The sequence below is a fragment of the Kitasatospora sp. NBC_01266 genome, from assembly GCF_036242395.1.
GTDB lineage: Bacteria > Actinomycetota > Actinomycetes > Streptomycetales > Streptomycetaceae > Kitasatospora.
Genome location: NZ_CP108458.1, coordinates 6,016,897 through 6,034,967 on the forward strand (window position 1 = coordinate 6,016,897; position 18,071 = coordinate 6,034,967).

At 71.1% G+C, this 18,071-nt stretch carries 16 protein-coding genes; 12 read left to right on the forward strand and 4 right to left on the reverse strand.

Going from position 1 to position 18,071, the window contains the following annotated elements:
* Positions 1–48 precede the first annotated feature (48 nt).
* The gene (locus OG403_RS26150) at positions 49–822 is read right to left on the reverse strand and encodes a maleylpyruvate isomerase family mycothiol-dependent enzyme (protein WP_329568442.1); all 774 of its coding nucleotides are present in this window, start codon (positions 820–822) and stop codon (positions 49–51) included.
* Positions 823–1,109: 287 nt separating this feature from the next.
* Between OG403_RS26150 and uvrA the strand changes: the two genes are divergently transcribed.
* The 12 genes from uvrA (at position 1,110) to OG403_RS26210 (ending at position 14,409) form a co-directional block, all read left to right on the forward strand.
* Complete coding sequence (gene uvrA / locus OG403_RS26155; protein WP_329568444.1) at positions 1,110–4,016, forward strand: excinuclease ABC subunit UvrA; 2,907 nt, start codon at positions 1,110–1,112, stop codon at positions 4,014–4,016.
* 106 nt (positions 4,017–4,122) lie between these two features.
* Positions 4,123–4,608, forward strand: a complete 486-nt coding sequence (locus tag OG403_RS26160) for a Rieske (2Fe-2S) protein (RefSeq protein WP_329568446.1) — start codon at positions 4,123–4,125, stop codon at positions 4,606–4,608.
* Positions 4,609–4,644: 36 nt separating this feature from the next.
* Positions 4,645–6,657, forward strand: a complete 2,013-nt coding sequence (gene uvrC / locus OG403_RS26165; RefSeq protein WP_329568448.1) for an excinuclease ABC subunit UvrC — start codon at positions 4,645–4,647, stop codon at positions 6,655–6,657.
* A gap of 2 nt (positions 6,658–6,659) precedes the next feature.
* Positions 6,660–7,538, forward strand: coding sequence for an RNase adapter RapZ (gene rapZ, locus OG403_RS26170; RefSeq protein ID WP_329572565.1), 879 nt, complete (start codon positions 6,660–6,662; stop codon positions 7,536–7,538).
* A 46-nt stretch (positions 7,539–7,584) separates the two neighbouring features.
* Complete coding sequence (locus tag OG403_RS26175) at positions 7,585–8,679, forward strand: gluconeogenesis factor YvcK family protein (protein WP_442910987.1); 1,095 nt, start codon at positions 7,585–7,587, stop codon at positions 8,677–8,679.
* Complete coding sequence (whiA, locus tag OG403_RS26180) at positions 8,670–9,650, forward strand: DNA-binding protein WhiA (protein WP_280688808.1); 981 nt, start codon at positions 8,670–8,672, stop codon at positions 9,648–9,650. Before OG403_RS26175 ends, whiA begins: the two co-directional genes overlap by 10 nt.
* Before the next feature lie 224 nt (positions 9,651–9,874).
* Positions 9,875–10,879, forward strand: a complete 1,005-nt coding sequence (gene gap / locus OG403_RS26185) for a type I glyceraldehyde-3-phosphate dehydrogenase (RefSeq protein ID WP_329568451.1) — start codon at positions 9,875–9,877, stop codon at positions 10,877–10,879.
* Between the two features lie 150 nt (positions 10,880–11,029).
* The gene (locus tag OG403_RS26190) at positions 11,030–12,232 is read left to right on the forward strand and encodes a phosphoglycerate kinase (RefSeq protein WP_329568452.1); all 1,203 of its coding nucleotides are present in this window, start codon (positions 11,030–11,032) and stop codon (positions 12,230–12,232) included.
* 3 nt (positions 12,233–12,235) lie between these two features.
* The gene (tpiA, locus tag OG403_RS26195) at positions 12,236–13,021 is read left to right on the forward strand and encodes a triose-phosphate isomerase (protein ID WP_329568454.1); all 786 of its coding nucleotides are present in this window, start codon (positions 12,236–12,238) and stop codon (positions 13,019–13,021) included.
* An 87-nt stretch (positions 13,022–13,108) separates the two neighbouring features.
* Positions 13,109–13,345: a preprotein translocase subunit SecG gene (secG, locus tag OG403_RS26200; protein ID WP_329568456.1), complete on the forward strand. Its 237-nt coding sequence runs from the start codon at positions 13,109–13,111 to the stop codon at positions 13,343–13,345.
* Between the two features lie 142 nt (positions 13,346–13,487).
* A complete protein-coding gene (locus OG403_RS26205) occupies positions 13,488–13,823 on the forward strand; it encodes an RNA polymerase-binding protein RbpA (protein ID WP_035841977.1) in 336 nt (111 codons plus the stop codon).
* 103 nt (positions 13,824–13,926) lie between these two features.
* Positions 13,927–14,409, forward strand: a complete 483-nt coding sequence (locus OG403_RS26210) for a GNAT family N-acetyltransferase (protein WP_329568457.1) — start codon at positions 13,927–13,929, stop codon at positions 14,407–14,409.
* A gap of 88 nt (positions 14,410–14,497) precedes the next feature.
* Here OG403_RS26210 and pgl read toward each other — a convergent pair whose 3' ends face one another.
* The 3 genes from pgl to zwf are packed head-to-tail and all read right to left on the reverse strand — an operon-like array spanning position 14,498 to position 18,017.
* The gene (gene pgl / locus OG403_RS26215; protein WP_329568458.1) at positions 14,498–15,283 is read right to left on the reverse strand and encodes a 6-phosphogluconolactonase; all 786 of its coding nucleotides are present in this window, start codon (positions 15,281–15,283) and stop codon (positions 14,498–14,500) included.
* On the reverse strand, positions 15,280–16,491 hold the full coding sequence (gene opcA / locus OG403_RS26220) for a glucose-6-phosphate dehydrogenase assembly protein OpcA (RefSeq protein WP_329568460.1): 1,212 nt from the start codon (positions 16,489–16,491) through the stop codon (positions 15,280–15,282). Before opcA ends, pgl begins: the two co-directional genes overlap by 4 nt.
* Positions 16,488–18,017 carry a glucose-6-phosphate dehydrogenase gene (zwf, locus tag OG403_RS26225; protein ID WP_329572569.1) on the reverse strand — a complete coding sequence of 510 codons (1,530 nt, stop codon included), beginning with the start codon at positions 18,015–18,017 and terminating at the stop codon, positions 16,488–16,490. The genes opcA and zwf overlap by 4 nt, the downstream gene beginning before the upstream one ends.
* Between the last annotated feature and the right edge of the window lie 54 nt (positions 18,018–18,071).

Genomic DNA, 18,071 nt, shown 5'->3' on the forward strand with positions numbered 1-18,071 from the left:
CCGGTTCTGGGCCGGTCCGGCCGACGGTTACTCGGACATGATCCCTCGTCAGCCCAGCGGCGGGAGCGCGGGCAGTGCCGCGCGCGGGTCGGCCAGCGGCCCGCCGTCGCGGTGCACCTGCAGGCCGTCGCCGTCCGAGCGGCCGGACAGCCAGGCGGTCAGCGCCCGGACCGGCCCCTCGACCCGCAGCTCGACCGCGCCCGGTCCGCCCAGCCGGGCCTTGGCCCCGGTGTCCTCGGCCAGCAGTTCGAGCGCCGGCGGGCCGTCCAGCTCGGCGAACCTGGCGGTCAGCTTGCCGAACTCGACGGCGGCGAAGTCCTCGGGCCAGTGCGCCGGGGTGTAGCCGCCGGCCAGGTCGACGTGGTGGTACTCCAGCTCGCCCAGCCGCTTCCGGGGCAGCTCGGCGGCGGGGAAGGTGTAGCCGTGCCGGTGCTTGAGAGTGGCGCCCCAGGCGGCCGCGGGCAGCGCGGCGGCGGTCTCGGCCAGCCGGGCGGCGCTGGCCCGCAGGTCGGCGAGCTGCTCGTCCAGCGGGCGCCCGGCGCCCTGCTCGATGCCCTCGTCGCGGGCGGCCTCGCTGGCGTACTGCGGGATGTCCTGGCCGGTGCGGGCCGACTCCAGCAGGTTGACCAGCGAGTCGGCGTTGCGCGCCAGGTGGGCCAGGACGTGGCCGCGGCTCCAGCCGGGCAGCGCGGAGGGCTCGGCGAGCGCGCCCGGGTCCAGTGCGGCGACGGTGTGCAGCAGGCGCTCGGTGCTCTCGGCGACCCGGACCAGGTCGGTGTGCGGGTCGAGGTCCGGGTGGGCGGGCGGGGCGAGCTCGGTCATCGGGTGGCCTCCCGTCGGTGCGTGACGTGGCAGGGCCCGGACTCGTTGGGCCGTGCAGGGCGAAGGCTATCGCCGGGCGGAGCGCTGAGCAGGGGGTTTCTCGGGATCCGGTCGATTGTCAGTGCGATGCGCTTCACTCGTCCGGGTGGCTCTGCCTGGACAGCACCATGGTCAGGTCGATAATCGAACGCCTGATCTATAGGCTGATCGGTGAGACTGGAATCAGTGTCTGTCGTCAGGTGTTGCCGCACCGACGTGTCCGTCCCCGGAGAAAGGCGCCAGTAGCAGTGGCCGACCGCCTCATCGTCCGCGGTGCTCGCGAGCACAACCTCAAGAACGTCTCGCTGGACCTGCCCCGGGACTCCCTGATCGTCTTCACGGGGCTCTCCGGGTCCGGCAAGTCCTCGCTGGCCTTCGACACCATCTTCGCCGAGGGGCAGCGGCGCTACGTCGAGTCGCTCTCCTCCTACGCGCGCCAGTTCCTGGGCCAGATGGACAAGCCCGACGTCGACTTCATCGAGGGCCTCTCCCCGGCCGTCTCGATCGACCAGAAGTCCACCAACCGCAACCCGCGCTCCACCGTCGGCACCATCACCGAGGTGTACGACTACCTGCGGCTGCTCTTCGCCCGGGTCGGCAAGCCGCACTGCCCGCACTGCGGGCGCCCGATCGCCAAGCAGTCCCCGCAGGCGATCGTGGACAAGGTGCTGGAGCTGGCCGAGGGCACCCGCTTCCAGGTGCTCAGCCCGATCGTGCGCGAGCGCAAGGGCGAGTTCGTCGACCTCTTCGCCGACCTGCAGTCCAAGGGCTACGCCCGGGCCCGGGTGGACGGCGAGACGATCCAGCTGACCGAGCCGCCCAAGCTCAAGAAGCAGGAGAAGCACACCATCGAGGTGGTGATCGACCGGCTCACCGTCAAGGAGAGCGCCAAGCGCCGGCTCACCGACTCGGTGGAGACGGCGCTCAAGCTCTCCGGCGGCATGGTGGTGCTCGACTTCGTCGACCTCGACGCCGAGGACCCCGAGCGTGAGCGGATGTACTCCGAGCACCTCTACTGCCCCTACGACGACGTGTCGTTCGAGGAGCTGGAGCCGCGCTCCTTCTCCTTCAACTCCCCGTTCGGCGCCTGCCCGGAGTGCAGCGGCCTGGGCAGCCGGCTCGAGGTGGACCCCGAACTGGTGGTCCCCGACGAGGAGAAGTCGCTGGACGAGGGTGCGATCCACCCCTGGTCGGGCGGGCACGCGCGGGAGTACTACGGCCACCTGATCGACGCGCTGGCCACCGAGATCGGCTTCCGCACCGACATCCCGTGGGCCGGGCTGCCGCAGCGGGCCAAGAAGGCGCTGCTGCACGGCCACAAGGCCAAGGTCGAGGTGCGCTACAACAACCGGTTCGGCAAGTCCCGCTCCTGGGTCACCGGGTACGAGGGCGTGATCCCGTTCGTCCGGCGCAAGCACGCCGAAGCGGAGACCGACACCGGGCGCGAGCGCTTCGAGGGCTACATGCGCGAGGTGGCCTGCCCGGCCTGCCAGGGCACCCGGCTCAAGCCGGTGGTGCTCGCGGTGACCGTGCAGGGCAAGTCGATCGCCGAGGTCTCGGCGATGTCGATCAGCGACTGCGCCGAGTTCCTCAGCGCGATGAAGCTGACCGCCCGGGACAAGAAGATCGCCGAGCGGGTGCTGAAGGAGGTCAACGAGCGGCTGCGCTTCCTAGTCGACGTGGGCCTGGACTACCTCTCGCTGAACCGCGCGGCCGGCACGCTGTCCGGCGGCGAGGCGCAGCGGATCCGGCTCGCCACCCAGATCGGCTCCGGCCTGGTCGGCGTGCTCTACGTGCTGGACGAGCCCTCGATCGGCCTGCACCAGCGCGACAACCACCGGTTGATCGAGACCCTGGTCCGGCTGCGGGACATCGGCAACACGCTGATCGTGGTCGAGCACGACGAGGACACCATCAAGACCGCGGACTGGGTGGTGGACATCGGCCCGGGCGCCGGCGAGCACGGCGGCAAGGTGGTGCACTCCGGCGCGCTCAAGGAACTGCTCACCAACAAGGAGTCGCTGACCGGCCAGTACCTCTCCGGCAAGCGCTCGATCCCGATCCCGACCGAGCGCCGCCCGCGCGACAAGAAGCGCCAACTGGTGGTCCAGGGCGCCCGCGAGAACAACCTGAAGGACCTGACGGTCAGCTTCCCGCTCGGCACCTTCACCGCGATCACCGGCGTCTCCGGGTCCGGCAAGTCCACCCTGGTCAACGACATCCTCTACAGCCACCTGGCCCGCGAGCTGAACGGCGCGCGCAGCGTGCCCGGCCGGCACACCCGGATCACCGGCACCGAGCTGGTGGACAAGGTGGTGCACGTCGACCAGTCGCCGATCGGCCGCACCCCGCGCTCCAACCCGGCCACCTACACCGGCGTCTTCGACCACGTCCGCAAGCTCTTCGCGGAGACCTCCGAGGCGAAGGTGCGCGGCTACCTGCAGGGCCGGTTCTCCTTCAACGTCAAGGGCGGTCGCTGCGAGACCTGTTCGGGCGATGGCACGATCAAGATCGAGATGAACTTCCTGCCGGACGTCTACGTCCCGTGCGAGGTCTGCCACGGCGCCCGGTACAACCGGGAGACGCTGGAGGTGCACTACAAGGGCAAGTCCATCGCCGAGGTGCTGGACATGCCGATCGAGGAGGCGCTGCACTTCTTCGAGGCGGTCCCGGCGATCGCCCGCCACCTGCGCACCCTCAACGACGTGGGCCTGGGCTACGTGCGGCTCGGCCAGAGCGCGCCGACCCTCTCCGGTGGCGAGGCGCAGCGCGTCAAGCTCGCCTCGGAGCTGCAGAAGCGCTCCACCGGTCGGACCGTCTACGTGCTGGACGAGCCCACCACCGGCCTGCACTTCGAGGACATCAGCAAGCTGATCAAGGTGCTCTCCGGTCTGGTCGAGAAGGGCAACACGGTGATCGTCATCGAGCACAACCTCGATGTGATCAAGACCGCCGACTGGCTGGTGGACATGGGTCCCGAGGGCGGCAACGGTGGTGGCATGGTGGTCGCCGAGGGCACGCCGGAGCAGGTCGCCGCCGTGACGGCCAGCCACACCGGCAAGTTCCTGCGCGACATCCTCGGCGACCGGGTGAGCGACGAGGCGCCGGTGCCCGCCCCGCGCTCGGCCCGCAAGCGCGCGGCGGCCAAGAAGTAGCCGCCGAGACGAGGCGATCAGGGCCCCGGCGGGCGCCGGGGCCCTGATCGAAGCGCGGCTAGACTGCGCCCCGTCCGCAGCCGCCGTCCCACAGGGAGCAGCACCCATGTCCGAGATGTCCGCGCCGATCACCGGCTCGACCGGGCCGATGCCCGGGGCCGAGCAGCCCACCACCACCCGCCGTTCCCTGCTCTGCTGCGGCGCGGCCGTGCTGGCCGGCGGCTCCGCGCTGGCGGTGGCCGGCTGCGGGCCGACCAACAGCATCGCCAAGGGCGACGCCAAGGCCGCCAGCGCGGGCCCGGTGGACCTGGGCCCGGCCTCGGCGGTCCCGGTGGGCGGCGGCAAGGTCTTCGCCGACCAGCGGATCGTGGTCACCCAGCCGAGCGCCGGCCAGTACAAGGCGTTCAGCGCCCGCTGCACGCACGCCGGCTGCCTGGTCGACCAGGTGACCAGCACGGTGATCCAGTGCCCGTGCCACGGCAGCCAGTTCCACCTGGCCGACGGTACGGTGGCGAACGGCCCGGCCGCCTCACCGCTGCCCGCCTACCAGGTCAGCGTCTCGGGCGGGAACCTCACCGTCACCACGAGCTAGGGTTTTCTCAGTCACAGTTGTACGAGGGGGATCACGATGGCCGACCCGTCCACCTACCGTCCGGCCCCGGGAGCGATTCCGCTCTCGCCAGGGGTCTACCGGTTCCGGGACGAGCACGGCCGGGTGATCTACGTGGGCAAGGCCAAGAGCCTGCGCCCGCGGCTCTCCTCCTACTTCCAGGACCTGGCGAACCTGCACCCGCGCACCGCCACCATGGTCACCACCGCCGCCTCGGTGGAGTGGACGGTGGTCGGCACCGAGGTCGAGGCGCTGCAGCTGGAGTACTCCTGGATCAAGGAGTTCGACCCCCGGTTCAACGTCAAGTACCGCGACGACAAGAGCTACCCCGAACTCGCGGTCACGCTGAACGAGCAGTTCCCCCGCGTGCAGGTGATGCGCGGGGCGCACAAGAAGGGCGTGCGCTACTTCGGCCCGTACGGGCACGCCTGGGCGATCCGCGAGACGGTCGACCTGATGCTGCGCGTCTTCCCGGTGCGCACCTGCTCCAACGGCGTCTTCAAGCGCGCCCAGCAGGTCGGTCGCCCCTGCCTGCTCGGCTACATCGGCAAGTGCGCCGCGCCCTGCGTCGGCAAGATCGACGAAGCCGGCCACCGCGCGCTGGCCGAGGAGTTCTGCGACTTCATGGCCGGGCGCACCGGCAACTACCTGCGCCGCCTGGAGGACGAGATGCGCGCGGCGGCGGCCGAGCTGGAGTACGAGAAGGCGGGCCGGCTGCGCGACGACATCGAGGCGCTCAAGCGCGCGATGGAGAAGAACGCGGTGGTGCTCGCGGACGGCACCGACGCCGATCTGCTCGCGCTGGCCGAGGACGAGTTGGAGGCCGCCGTCCAGATCTTCCACGTCCGCGGCGGCCGGGTGCGCGGTCAGCGCGGCTGGGTCACCGACAAGGTCGAGGACGTGGACACCGCGGCCCTGGTCGAGCACGCGCTGCAGCAGCTCTACGGCGGGGGCAGCGAGACGGTGCCGCGCGAGGTGCTGGTGCCCGCGCTGCCGGAGCCGGCCGAGCCGGTCCAGGAGTGGCTGGCCGGCCTGCGCGGTTCCGGCGTCGACCTGCGGGTGCCGCAGCGCGGCGACAAGAAGGACCTGATGGCCACCGTCGCGCGCAACGCCCAGCAGGCGCTGGCGCTGCACAAGACCAAGCGCGCCGGCGACCTGACCACCCGCAGCCGGGCCCTGCAGGAGATCGCCGACGCGCTGGAGCTGGACTCGGTCCCGCTGCGGATCGAGTGCTTCGACATCTCGCACCTGCAGGGTGACGACGTGGTCGCCTCGATGGTGGTCTTCGAGGACGGCCTGGCCCGCAAGAGTGAGTACCGCCGGTTCCAGATCAAGGGTTTCGAGGGCCAGGACGACGTCCGCTCGATGCACGAGGTGATCGGCCGCCGGTTCCGCCGCTACCTCCAGGAGCGCGAGCAGACCGGTGAGTGGGCGGTGGTCGAGGAGGAGGACGAGACGGCCTCGCCCACCGCCGAGGACGGCCGCCCCAAGCGGTTCGCCTATCCGCCGCAGCTGCTGGTGGTCGACGGCGGCCAGCCCCAGGTCGCCGCCGCCCGGCGGGCGTTGGACGAGCTGGGGATCGACGATGTGGCGCTCTGCGGCCTGGCCAAGCGGCTGGAGGAGGTCTGGCTGCCCGGCCAGGACGACCCCGTGGTGCTGCCGCGCAGCAGCGAGGGCCTCTACCTGCTCCAGCGGGTGCGCGACGAGGCGCACCGCTTCGCCATCACCTACCAGCGTGCCAAGCGCGCCAAGCGACTGACCAGCAGCGGCCTGGACGCCGTGCCGGGCCTCGGCGAGAGCCGCCGCACCGCGCTGCTCAAGCACTTCGGTTCGGTGAAGCGGATCCGCGGCGCAACCGTCGAGGAGATCTGCGCCGTCCCCGGTATCGGCCGCCGGACCGCCGAGACTGTTGTCCAGGCGTTGTCCTCCCGGCCACCCGTGGCATTCGCGGTGAACACGGCCACAGGCGAGATCATGGGGGACGACGCGCAACAGAACGTTGCCAGCACCGAAAGCGGGGAACCGAAGTGACAGTGTCCGACGTGGGGGAGACCGCCCCAGAGCTGGTGATCATCTCCGGCATGTCCGGCGCGGGCCGCAGCACCGCCGCCAAGTGCCTGGAGGACCTCGGCTGGTTCGTGGTCGACAACCTGCCGCCGGCCCTGATCCCGACCATGGTCGACCTCGGCGCCCGCTCGCAGGGCGCGGTGGCCCGGATCGGCGTGGTGGTCGACGTCCGCGGCCGGCAGTTCTTCGACGACCTGCGGGCCTCGCTGGAGGAGTTGGACAAGCGCGGTATCCGGCTGCGGGTGGTCTACCTGGAGTCCAACGACGACGCGCTGGTGCGCCGCTTCGAGAGCGTGCGCCGTCCGCACCCGCTGCAGGGCGAGGGCCGGATCGTGGACGGCATCGCCCAGGAGCGCGACCTGCTGCGCGAGCTGCGCGGCGAGGCCGACCTGGTGATCGACACCTCCGACCTCAACGTGCACCAGCTGCGGGCCAAGCTGGACGCCCAGTTCGCCGACCACGACGAGCCCGAACTGCGCTGTACCGTGATGTCCTTCGGCTTCAAGTACGGGCTGCCGGTCGACGCCGACCTGGTGGTGGACTGCCGGTTCCTGCCCAACCCGCACTGGGTGCCGGAGCTGCGGGCACGAACCGGTACGGATGTGGACGTCGCGGACTACGTCTTCCGGCAGCCGGGGGCCAAGGAGTTCCTGGACGGATACGCCGAGCTCCTGCGCATCGTCACCGAGGGTTATCGCAGGGAGGGTAAGCGGTACATGACGCTTGCCGTAGGCTGCACCGGTGGCAAGCATCGCAGCGTGGCCATGTCGGAGCGGCTGACGAAGCGTCTGATCGCCGACGGCGTGGAAACGGTGCTGGTGCACCGCGACATGGGACGGGAGTGACGGCGGTCCCACAGCACCGCCGACAGCACAGAAACGTGGGGTAGGTGTGACGGGATACTCGCCAGGGCGGCAATACCAGAACAAGGCCGCCGAGCGGGGCTCCCCGGGCGCACAGCGCAGATCACTCACCGCGGCGAAGGCGCCCGCGGGCAAGGCCGGTGCCCCGCGGATCACCGCGCTGGGCGGCGGCCAGGGCCTGTCCGCCTCGCTCTCCGCGCTGCGCCGGCTCACCTCTGACCTGACCGCCGTGGTCACCGTGGCCGACGACGGCGGCTCCAGCGGCCGGCTGCGCGCCGAGCTGGGCGTGCTGCCGCCCGGTGACCTGCGCAAGGCGCTGGCCGCGCTCTGCGGCGACGACGACTGGGGCGGTACCTGGTCCGAGGTGCTCCAGCACCGCTTCACCGGCACCGGCGAGCTGGGCGGCCACGCGGTCGGCAACCTGCTGATCGTGGCGCTCTGGGAGAAGCTCGGCGACCCGGTGGCCGCGCTGGAGTGGGTCGGCCGCCTGCTCAACGTGCAGGGCCGGGTGCTGCCGATGTCCGCCGTCCCGCTGGACATCGAGGCCCAGGTGCGCGGCCATGACCCGCGGCACCCGGAGCAGGTCTCGGCGGTGCGCGGCCAGGCCAGCGTGGCGAGCACGCCGGGCACCGTGCAGTCGGTGCGGCTGCTGCCCGAGGAGCCGCCGGCGGTGCCCGAGGCGGTGGCCGCGGTGCTGGAGGCCGACTGGGTGGTCCTCGGTCCCGGCTCCTGGTTCACCAGCGTGCTGCCGCACCTGCTGGTCCCCGAGCTGGCCAAGGCGCTGATCGGCACCAAGGCCCGCCGCCTGCTGACCCTGAACCTGGCCCCGCAGCCCGGCGAGACCGAGGGCTTCACCCCGCAGCGTCACCTGGAGGTGATCGCCGACCACGCCCCGGACCTCGGCGTGGATGCGATCCTGGTGGACGAGCGCGCGGTCACCGGCGGAGCCTTCGGGCAGGCCGACCTGGCCGGACTGCAGAAGGCCGCCGAGCGGATGGGCGCCGCGCTGGTGCTGGACAAGGTGGCCTCGGCCGACGGCACCCCGCGACACGACCCGGAGCTTCTGGCGGCCGCGTACGACCGGATTTTCCGGACACATGGAAGGATCGGCCCATGGCGATGACGGCAGCGGTGAAGGACGAAATCAGCCGGCTCCCCGTCACCCGGGCCTGCTGTCGCAAGGCTGAGGTGTCGGCGATCCTGCGATTCGCGGGCGGACTGCACATTGTGAGCGGTCGGATCGTGATCGAGGCGGAGCTGGACACCGGCATTGCGGCCCGACGGCTGCGCAAGGACCTGCTGGAGATCTTCGGCCACGCCTCCGAACTGGTGGTGATGGCCCCCAGCGGCCTGCGGCGCGGCAGCCGGTACGTGGTCCGGGTGATCAAGGACGGTGAGTTGCTGGCCCGGCAGACCGGGCTGGTGGACGGCCGGGGTCGGCCGATCCGGGGGCTGCCCCCGGCGGTGGTCTCCGGCGCGACCTGTGACGCCGAGGCGGCCTGGCGCGGTGCCTTCCTGGCGCACGGATCGCTCACCGAGCCCGGCCGGTCCTCCTCGCTGGAGATCACCTGCCCCGGTTCGGAGGCCGCCCTGGCGCTGGTCGGCGCGGCCCGCCGGCTCGGCATCCCGGCCAAGGCGCGCGAGGTGCGCGGCGCGGACCGGGTGGTGATCCGCGACGGCGACGCGATCGGCGCGCTGCTCACCCGGCTCGGCGCGCACGAGTCGGTGCTGGCCTGGGAGGAGCGCCGGCTGCGCCGCGAGGTGCGGGCCACCGCCAACCGGCTGGCCAACTTCGACGACGCCAACCTGCGTCGCTCGGCCCGCGCGGCGGTGGCGGCCGGCGCCCGGGTGCAGCGGGCCCTGGAGATCCTCGGCGACGAGGTCCCCGAGCACCTCGCGGCGGCCGGCCAGCTGCGGATGCAGCACAAGCAGGCCTCGCTCGAGGAGCTCGGCGCGCTCGCCGATCCGCCGCTCACCAAGGACGCGGTGGCCGGTCGGATCCGCCGTCTGCTGGCGATGGCCGACAAGCGGGCGCTGGAGCTCGGGCTGCCGAGCACCGAGGCCAACCTGACGGAGGAGATGGCGCTCTCCTGAACCGCGCGTGAACGCATCGCACCGCCGCCCCGGGAGTCCGCGAACTCCCGGGGCGGCGGTGCTTCTTCGCTCGCGCGCCGGTGGATTCGGGCGCCACGCCATAGGGCTTGACGTCGAGGGGATGTGCTCGTGCAACCCCGTGCGAGGTAGGGTCAGTGGTGGTCGGGGACATCCCAATTTCCACGCCGCCGGCACTGCCGGCGCACTCCAGAGGAGATCGGTTCGTGACGATCCGGGTAGGCATCAACGGATTCGGCCGCATCGGCCGCAACTTCTTCCGCGCGGTCAAGTCCCAGGGCGCGGACATCGAGATCGTCGGTGTCAATGACCTGACCGACACCAAGACCCTGGCTCACCTGCTCAAGTACGACTCCATCCTGGGCACGCTGCAGGCCGAGATCAGCCACACCGCTGACAGCATCACGGTCGACGGCCACACCTTCAAGGTGCTTGCCCAGCGCGACCCGGCCGCCCTTCCGTGGGGCGAGCTGGGCGTGGACATCGTGATCGAGTCCACCGGCATCTTCACCAAGGCCGACCAGGCCAAGAAGCACGTCGAGGCCGGCGCCAAGAAGGTCATCATCTCGGCGCCCGCCACCGACGAGGACGTCACGATCGTCATGGGCGTCAACGACGAGAAGTACGACGCCGCGAAGCACACCGTCATCTCCAACGCCTCCTGCACCACCAACTGCGTGGCGCCGCTGGCCAAGGTGCTGAACGAGAACTTCGGCATCGTCAAGGGCCTGATGACCACGGTGCACGCCTACACCAACGACCAGGTCACCCTTGACTTCCCGCACAAGGACCTGCGTCGCGCCCGCGCCGCCGCCCTGAACATCATCCCGACCTCCACCGGTGCCGCCAAGGCCACCGCGCTGGTGCTGCCGGAGCTCAAGGGCAAGCTGGACGGCACCTCGCTGCGCGTCCCGGTCCCGACCGGCTCGATCACCGACCTGGTCGTCACCCTGGAGCGCGAGGTCACCGTCGAGGAGGTCAACGCGGCCTTCCAGAAGGCCTCCGAGGGCTCCCTCAAGGGCATCCTGCAGTACACCGAGGACCCGATCGTCTCCTCCGACATCGTGAACTCGCCGTTCTCCACTATCTTCGACTCGCTGATGACCATGGTCCAGGGCAACCAGGTCAAGGTCTTCGGCTGGTACGACAACGAGTGGGGCTACTCGAACCGCCTGGTCAACCTGACCTCCCTCGTCGGTGGCCAGCTCTGACGCAGCGGAAGCTGACGTGATGTGAGGAGCAGGGCCCGGAACGCGGACACCGCGTCCGGGCCCTGCTCCTGCCCACCCTCACCTTCCCCGGCGGCCCGGCGCTGTGCCGCCCCCCAGCGCCACCCCCCTCTCCCAGGAGAAAAGAAGACCGTGAAGACCATCGAAGACCTCGATGTGGCCGGCCAGCGGGTGTTCGTCCGTGCCGACCTCAACGTGCCGCTGTCCGGCGACACCATCACCGACGACGGCCGGATCCGGGCCGTCGCGCCGACCATCGCCAAGCTGCTGGCGCGTGGCGCCAAGGTGATCGTCGCCTCCCACCTCGGCCGTCCCAAGGGCGAGCCGGACCCGAAGTTCTCGCTCGCCCCGGTCGCTGTGCGGCTCGGCGAGGTCCTCGGCAAGCCGGTCGCCTTCGCGACCGACACCGTGGGGGACAGCGCGAAGGCCACCGTCGCCGCCCTCGGCGACGGCGAGGTCACGCTGCTGGAGAACCTGCGCTTCAACGCCGGCGAGACCAGCAAGGACGACGCCGAGCGCGGCGCCTTCGCCGACCAGCTCGCGGCGCTGGCCGACCTCTACGTCGGCGACGGCTTCGGCGCGGTGCACCGCAAGCACGCCTCGGTCTACGACCTGCCGGCCAGGCTGCCGCACGCGGTGGGCGACCTGATCGCCGCCGAGCTCGGGGTGCTCAAGAAGCTCACCGAGGACGTGGCGCGCCCGTACGTGGTGGTGCTCGGCGGTGCCAAGGTCTCCGACAAGCTCGGGGTGATCGACAACCTGCTGGAGAAGGCCGACCGGATCCTGATCGGCGGCGGCATGGCGTACACCTTCCTCAAGGCCAAGGGCCACGAGGTGGGCATCTCGCTGCTGCAGGAGGACCAGATCCCGGTCTGCCTGGAGTACCTGGCCCGGGCCGAGAAGCGGGGCGTGGAGTTCGTCCTGCCGGTGGACGTCCTGGTCTCCGCGGACTTCCCCGACCTCAAGACGAAGGCGCCGGCCGACTTCCAGGTCGTCGACGCGGACCAGATCCCCGCCGACCAGGAGGGCCTGGACATCGGCCCGAAGACGCGGGAGCTGTTCGTCTCGAAGCTGGTGGACGCGGGCACGGTCTTCTGGAACGGCCCGATGGGTGTCTTCGAGCACCCGGACTACGCCAACGGCACCAAGGCCGTTGCCCAGGGGCTGCTCGACAGCTCCGGGTTCACCGTGGTCGGTGGCGGCGACTCGGCGGCAGCCGTGCGCATCCTCGGCTTCGACGAGAACGCGTTCGGACACATCTCGACCGGCGGTGGCGCGAGCCTCGAATACCTGGAGGGCAAGACCCTCCCCGGTATCGCCGCCTTGGAAGGCTGATACATGAGTGAGCGCCTCCCGCTGATGGCGGGCAACTGGAAGATGAACCTCAACCACCTCGAGGCCATCCAGCACACCCAGAAGCTGGCCTTCGCGCTGGCCGACAAGGACTACGAGGCCGTCGAGGTCGCGGTCCTGGTCCCGTTCACCGACCTGCGCTCGGTGCAGACGCTGGTCGACGGCGACAAGCTGAAGATCAAGTACGGCTCGCAGGACGTCTCGGCGCACGACGCCGGCGCCTACACCGGCGAGGTCTCCGCGCCGATGCTGGCCAAGCTGAAGTGCGGCTACGCGGTGATCGGCCACTCGGAGCGCCGCCAGTACCACGGCGAGAACGAGGAGATCGTCAACGCCAAGGTGCAGGCCGCCTACCGCAACGGGATCACCCCGATCCTGTGCGTCGGCGAGCCGCTGGAGGTCCGCAAGGCCGGCACCCACGTCGCGCACACGCTGGCCCAGCTGGACGGCGCGCTGCAGGGCCTGTCGGCCGTGCACGCCGAGAGCATCGTGGTGGCCTACGAGCCGGTCTGGGCGATCGGCACCGGCGAGGTGGCCACCCCCGAGGACGCGCAGGAGGTCTGCGCGGCGATCCGGGGCCGGCTGGCCGAGCTGTACGACGCGGAGCTGGCTGAGAAGGTCCGGATCCTGTACGGCGGTTCGGTGAAGTCCTCCAGTGCGGCGGGCCTGATGGCCAAGCCGGACGTGGACGGCGCGCTGGTCGGCGGTGCCTCGCTGGACGCCGACGAGTTCGTCAAGATCGTGCGTTACCGGGAGCAGGCAGTAGGCTAACGCCCCCGCAGCAACGTAGTCTTTGGGCCGGACCACCTTCCGCGGTGGTCCGGCCCTTCGCCAATGAACGAGAGAGTTGGTCCCGCCGTGGTTCTCGGGTTCTCGATTGCCCTGATCATCTTCAGCCTGCTGATGATCCTCCTGGTGCTGCTGCACAAGGGGAAGGGCGGCGGCCTGTCCGACATGTTCGGCGGCGGTTCGATGTCGGCCGGTGGCGGTTCGGCGGTCGCGGAGCGGAACCTGGACCGGATCACCATCCTCGTCGCCCTCTGCTGGTTCGCCTGCATTGTCGTACTGGGTTTGCTGATCAAGGTCAAGAGCTGATCAGGCCTCAGTTCTGAAGGCGGTGCGGACAGATCCTTATCCGCTCCGTACACTAGGACAACTTGCCACTGTCCGCAGCGGGCGGAAGGTCGGCAGAGCCTGGGCAGACCCAGGCGGTTAAGGGCACGCAGGGAGTCAGACCGTGGCAAGTGGCAACGCCATCCGTGGCAGCAGGGTCGGGGCAGGCCCGATGGGTGAAGCGGAGCGCGGCGAGTCCGCCCCCCGCAATCGGATCTCCTTCTGGTGCGCCAACAAGCACGAGACGCGCCCCAGCTTCGCCGCCGAGGCCGTCATCCCGGACACCTGGGACTGCCCGCGCTGCGGGTTCCCGGCCGGGCAGGACGAGCACAACCCGCCGGCGCCGTCGCGCAACGAGCCGTACAAGACGCACCTCGCCTATGTCCGCGAGCGCCGCACCGACGCCGACGGCGAGGCGATCCTAGCGGAGGCGCTGGCCAAGCTGCGCGGCGAGATCTGAGCCGATTCGTTGTCGAACGCGGGTGATGGACCGTCAGGTCCGCCACCCGCGTTCGGCGTTCCGGGACCTCTCGTTCTGGGGACTAGCGGGGGAGGGGAGCGCGATGACCGCGCGAAGTGAGTGGCTGGAACTGATTCCGCTCGAGGTGGCGCACGCCGAGGAGATGGCCGAGGTGCTCGGCGACCCGGCGCTGCACGCCTTCATCGGCGGTGAGCCGCTGGCCGTCGGGCAGCTGCGGGAGCGCTACGCCCGGCTGGCGGCGGGTTCGCCCGATCCGGCGGAGCGGTGGCTGAACTGGGTGCTGCGGCTGGTCGCCGAGGACCGCCTGGTGGGCACCGTGCAGGCCACCGTGCGGGGCACCGAGGCCGAGATCGCCTGGATCGTCGGCACTCCCTGGCAGGGGCGGGGCTACGCCCGTGAGGCGGTCCGGGTGATGGTCGAGGCGCTGGCCGGGCAGGGCGTGCGGACGCTGGTCGCGCACGTCCACCCGGAGCACCACGCCTCCGCCGCGGTGGCCGCTGCCGCCGGCCTGGCGGTCACCGAGCGGTGGTACGACGGTGAGCGGCGCTGGGAGCTGCGGCGGTAGCTCTTTCGAGGGATTCGGGCCGGCCCTGGTCATGACGAAGGGGCGGTGCGCTCGACGAGCGCACCGCCCCTTCGCCGTTGACGCTCCGTCAGGCGGAGGCCGGAGGATAGAGCTGCGGCGGCAGCTCGGCCGCCGCGGCCCGGTCGAGCAGCCAGAGCGTGCGGCTGGTGCCGTACGCGCCGCAGGCCGGGGCCTGCAGCTCGCCCGGGTTGGACAGGGCCAGCGCCACCGCGTCCGCCTTGTCCTCGCCGGCCGCCAGCAGCCAGACCTCGCGGGCCGCCCGGATGGCCGGCAGGGTCAGCGAGATCCGGGTCGGCGGCGGCTTCGGGGCCCCGCGCACCCCGACCACCGTGCGCGCGGTCTCCCGCACGCCCGGGTGCTCGGGGAAGAGCGAGGCCACGTGGGTGTCCGGGCCGACGCCGAGCAGCAGCACGTCGAAGGCGGGCACCAGGGCGCGGTCCTCGGGACCCGCGGCCTTGGCCAGCTCCTCGGCGTACCGCTCGGCGGCGGCCTCCACGTCGGCGCCGTCCACGCCGTCCGAGGCGGGCATGTAGTGCACCCGCGCCGGGTCGACCGGGACGTGGGCGAGCAGCTCGTCGGTGGCCTGCACCGCGTTGCGCTCCGGGTCGTCCGAGCGCACGAAGCGCTCGTCGCCCCACCACAGGTCGATCCGGGACCAGTCCACCGCGTCCCGGGCCGGCGAGGCGGCGATCGCGGCGAGCAGCGCGTTGCCGTTGCGCCCGCCGGTGAGCACCACGGAGGCCAGGCCCCGGGCGGACTGCGCGTCGACGATCTTGGTGATCAGTCGGGCGGCGGCCGCCTGGGCCATCAGCTCCTTGTCGCGGTGCACCACCAGCTGCGGCACGGGACTCATGCGCCGCTCCGCTTGCCGGCCTTCTTGGCGCCGCTCTTCTTCTCGGCGGCCTTCTTGGTGACCTGCTCGGCGGCCTTCGGGGCGGCCTTCTTGGCGACCTGCTCGGCGGCCTTCCTGGTGCCCGCGGCCTGCTTGGCCGCCGGCGCCTTCCTGGCCGGCGCGGCCGGCGCCTCGGCCACCGGGACCTTGGCGGTCACCCGGGGGGTGGCCACCGCGGCCTCGACCACGGCCGCGGCGGTCGCCTCGGCCACCGCCTCCTCGGTCGCGCCCGTCTCGGGGCCGACCTCCTTGAGACGGTCCACGCCGGTGCGCACGGCGGCGGCGTAGATGGTGTCCTCGTCGAGCCGGCGCAGCTCCTCGGCGATCAGGTCGGCCGTCTCGCGCCGCTTGAGCGCCACCAGCCGGTCCGGTGCGCCGGGGATGGAGAGGGTGCCCATCAGCCCGTCGGGCCGGTCGAGCACGATCTGGCCGTCCTTGCTGTTCAGCCGCACCGCGGTGATGCCCGGACCGTCGGTGACCACCCGCTCGACCGGCGCCCGCAGCCGGTCGTGCAGCCACAGGCCGAGCAGCTCGACGCTGGGGTTGTACGACTCGCCCTCGACCACCGCGGAGGTGATCGTGCAGGGCCGCTGGTCCAGCGCGGCGGCCAGCATCGAGCGCCAGTTGGTGATCCGGGTCCAGGCCAGGTCGGTGTCACCGGGGGTGTAGCTGTCGGCCCGCACGGCCAGCTGGTCGACCGGGGACTCGGCGGTCACCGCGTCGGTGATCCGGCGCTGGGCGATCGCGCCGAGCGGGTCCTGGGCCGGGTGCAGCGGGGCGTTCTCCGGCCACCAGATCACCACGGGGGCGTCCGGCAGCAGCAGCGGCAGCACCACCGACTGGGCGTGCGAGGTCAGTTCGCCGTGCATCCGGAGGATCACGGTCTCCCCGGACCCGGCATCCGAGCCGACCAGGATCTCGGCGTCCAGTCGGGCGCCGGCCCGGGCCCGCGGCGAGCGGCCCTCGCGCCTGATCACCGCGAGGATCCGCGACGGGTGTTCGCGCGAGGCGTCGTTCGCGGACTTGAGGGCGTCGTACGCGCTGCCCTCGTCGGTCACGATCACCAGCGTCAGGACCATGCCGGCCGCGGTCGAACCGCTGGCCCGGCGGGTGTCCATCAACGCGTTGTTGATCTTGCTGGACGTGGTGTCCGTCAGGTCGATCTTCATGGCCGGCGCCAGCTCCTGCCGTCTCGTGCGAGCATCTCGTCCGCCTCGGCCGGTCCCCAGGTGCCGGCCGGGTACTGCGCGGGCTTCCCGTGCTCGTCCCAGTACTTCTCGATCGGGTCGAGGATCTCCCAGGAGAGCTCGACCTCCTGGTGCCGGGGGAAGAGGTTGGCGTCGCCGAGCAGTACATCCAGGATGAGCCGCTCGTACGCCTCCGGGCTCGACTCGGTGAAGGACTCGCCGTAGGCGAAGTCCATCGTGACGTCCCGGACCTCCATCGAGGTGCCCGGCACCTTGGAGCCGAACCGCACCGTGACGCCCTCGTCCGGCTGCACCCGGATCACCAGGGCGTTCTGCCCCAGCTCCTCGGTCGCGTAGGAGTCGAACGGCAGGTACGGGGCGCGCTGGAAGACCACCGCGATCTCGGTCACCCGGCGGCCCAGGCGCTTGCCGGTCCGCAGGTAGAACGGGACCCCGGCCCAGCGCCGGTTGTTGATCTCCAGCTTGATCGCCGCGTAGGTGTCGGTCTTGGACTCGGGGTTGATGCCGTCCTCGTCCAGGTACCCGACCACCTCCTCGCCGCCCTGCCAGCCGGCCGCGTACTGGCCGCGCACGGTGTGCTTGCCGAGGTCCTTGGGCAGCTCCACGGCGCTGAGCACCTTGAGCTTCTCGGCGACCAGGGCCTTGGGGTGGAAGGAGGCCGGCTCCTCGATGGCGGTCAGCGCCATCAGCTGGAGCAGGTGGTTCTGGATCACGTCACGGGCCGAGCCGATGCCGTCGTAGTACCCGGCCCGGCCACCGATGCCGATGTCCTCGGCCATGGTGATCTGCACGTGGTCCACGTAGGACCGGTTCCAGATCGGCTCGAACATCGTGTTGGCGAACCGCAGCGCCAGGATGTTCTGGACCGTCTCCTTGCCCAGGTAGTGGTCGATCCGGAAGACCTCGTCCCGGGGGAAGACCTCGTGGACGACCTTGTTCAACTCCTGGGCGCTGGCCAGGTCGTGGCCGAACGGCTTCTCGATCACCGCACGGCGCCAGGAGCCGGGCGGCGGGTCGGCCAGCCCGTGCTTCTTCAGCTGCTGGACCACGTTGGGGAAGAACTTCGGCGGCACCGAGAGGTAGAACGCGAAGTTGCCGCTGGTGCCCTGCGCCTTGTCGAGGTCCTCGATGGTCTGGCGCAGCGTCTCGAAGGCCTCGTCGTCGTCGAAGGTGCCCTGGACGAACCGCATGCCCTTGGCCAGTTGCTGCCACACCTCCTCGCGGAAGGGGGTGCGCGCGTGGTCCTTGACGGCGTCGTGCACCTCCTGCGCGAAGTCCTCGTGCTCCCACTCGCGGCGGGCGAAGCCCACCAGCGAGAAGCCCGGCGGCAACAGGCCGCGGTTGGCCAGGTCGTAGATCGCCGGCATCAGTTTCTTGCGCGACAGGTCGCCGGTGACGCCGAAGATCACCAGGCCGGACGGTCCGGCGATCCGCGGCAGCCGGCGGTCCGCCGGATCACGCAGCGGGTTCACGGGCAGCTGTGGAATAGCTCCTTGCGTCACCTCGGCCCCCTCCAGGTCGGGAAATGCTCCTGCATTGCT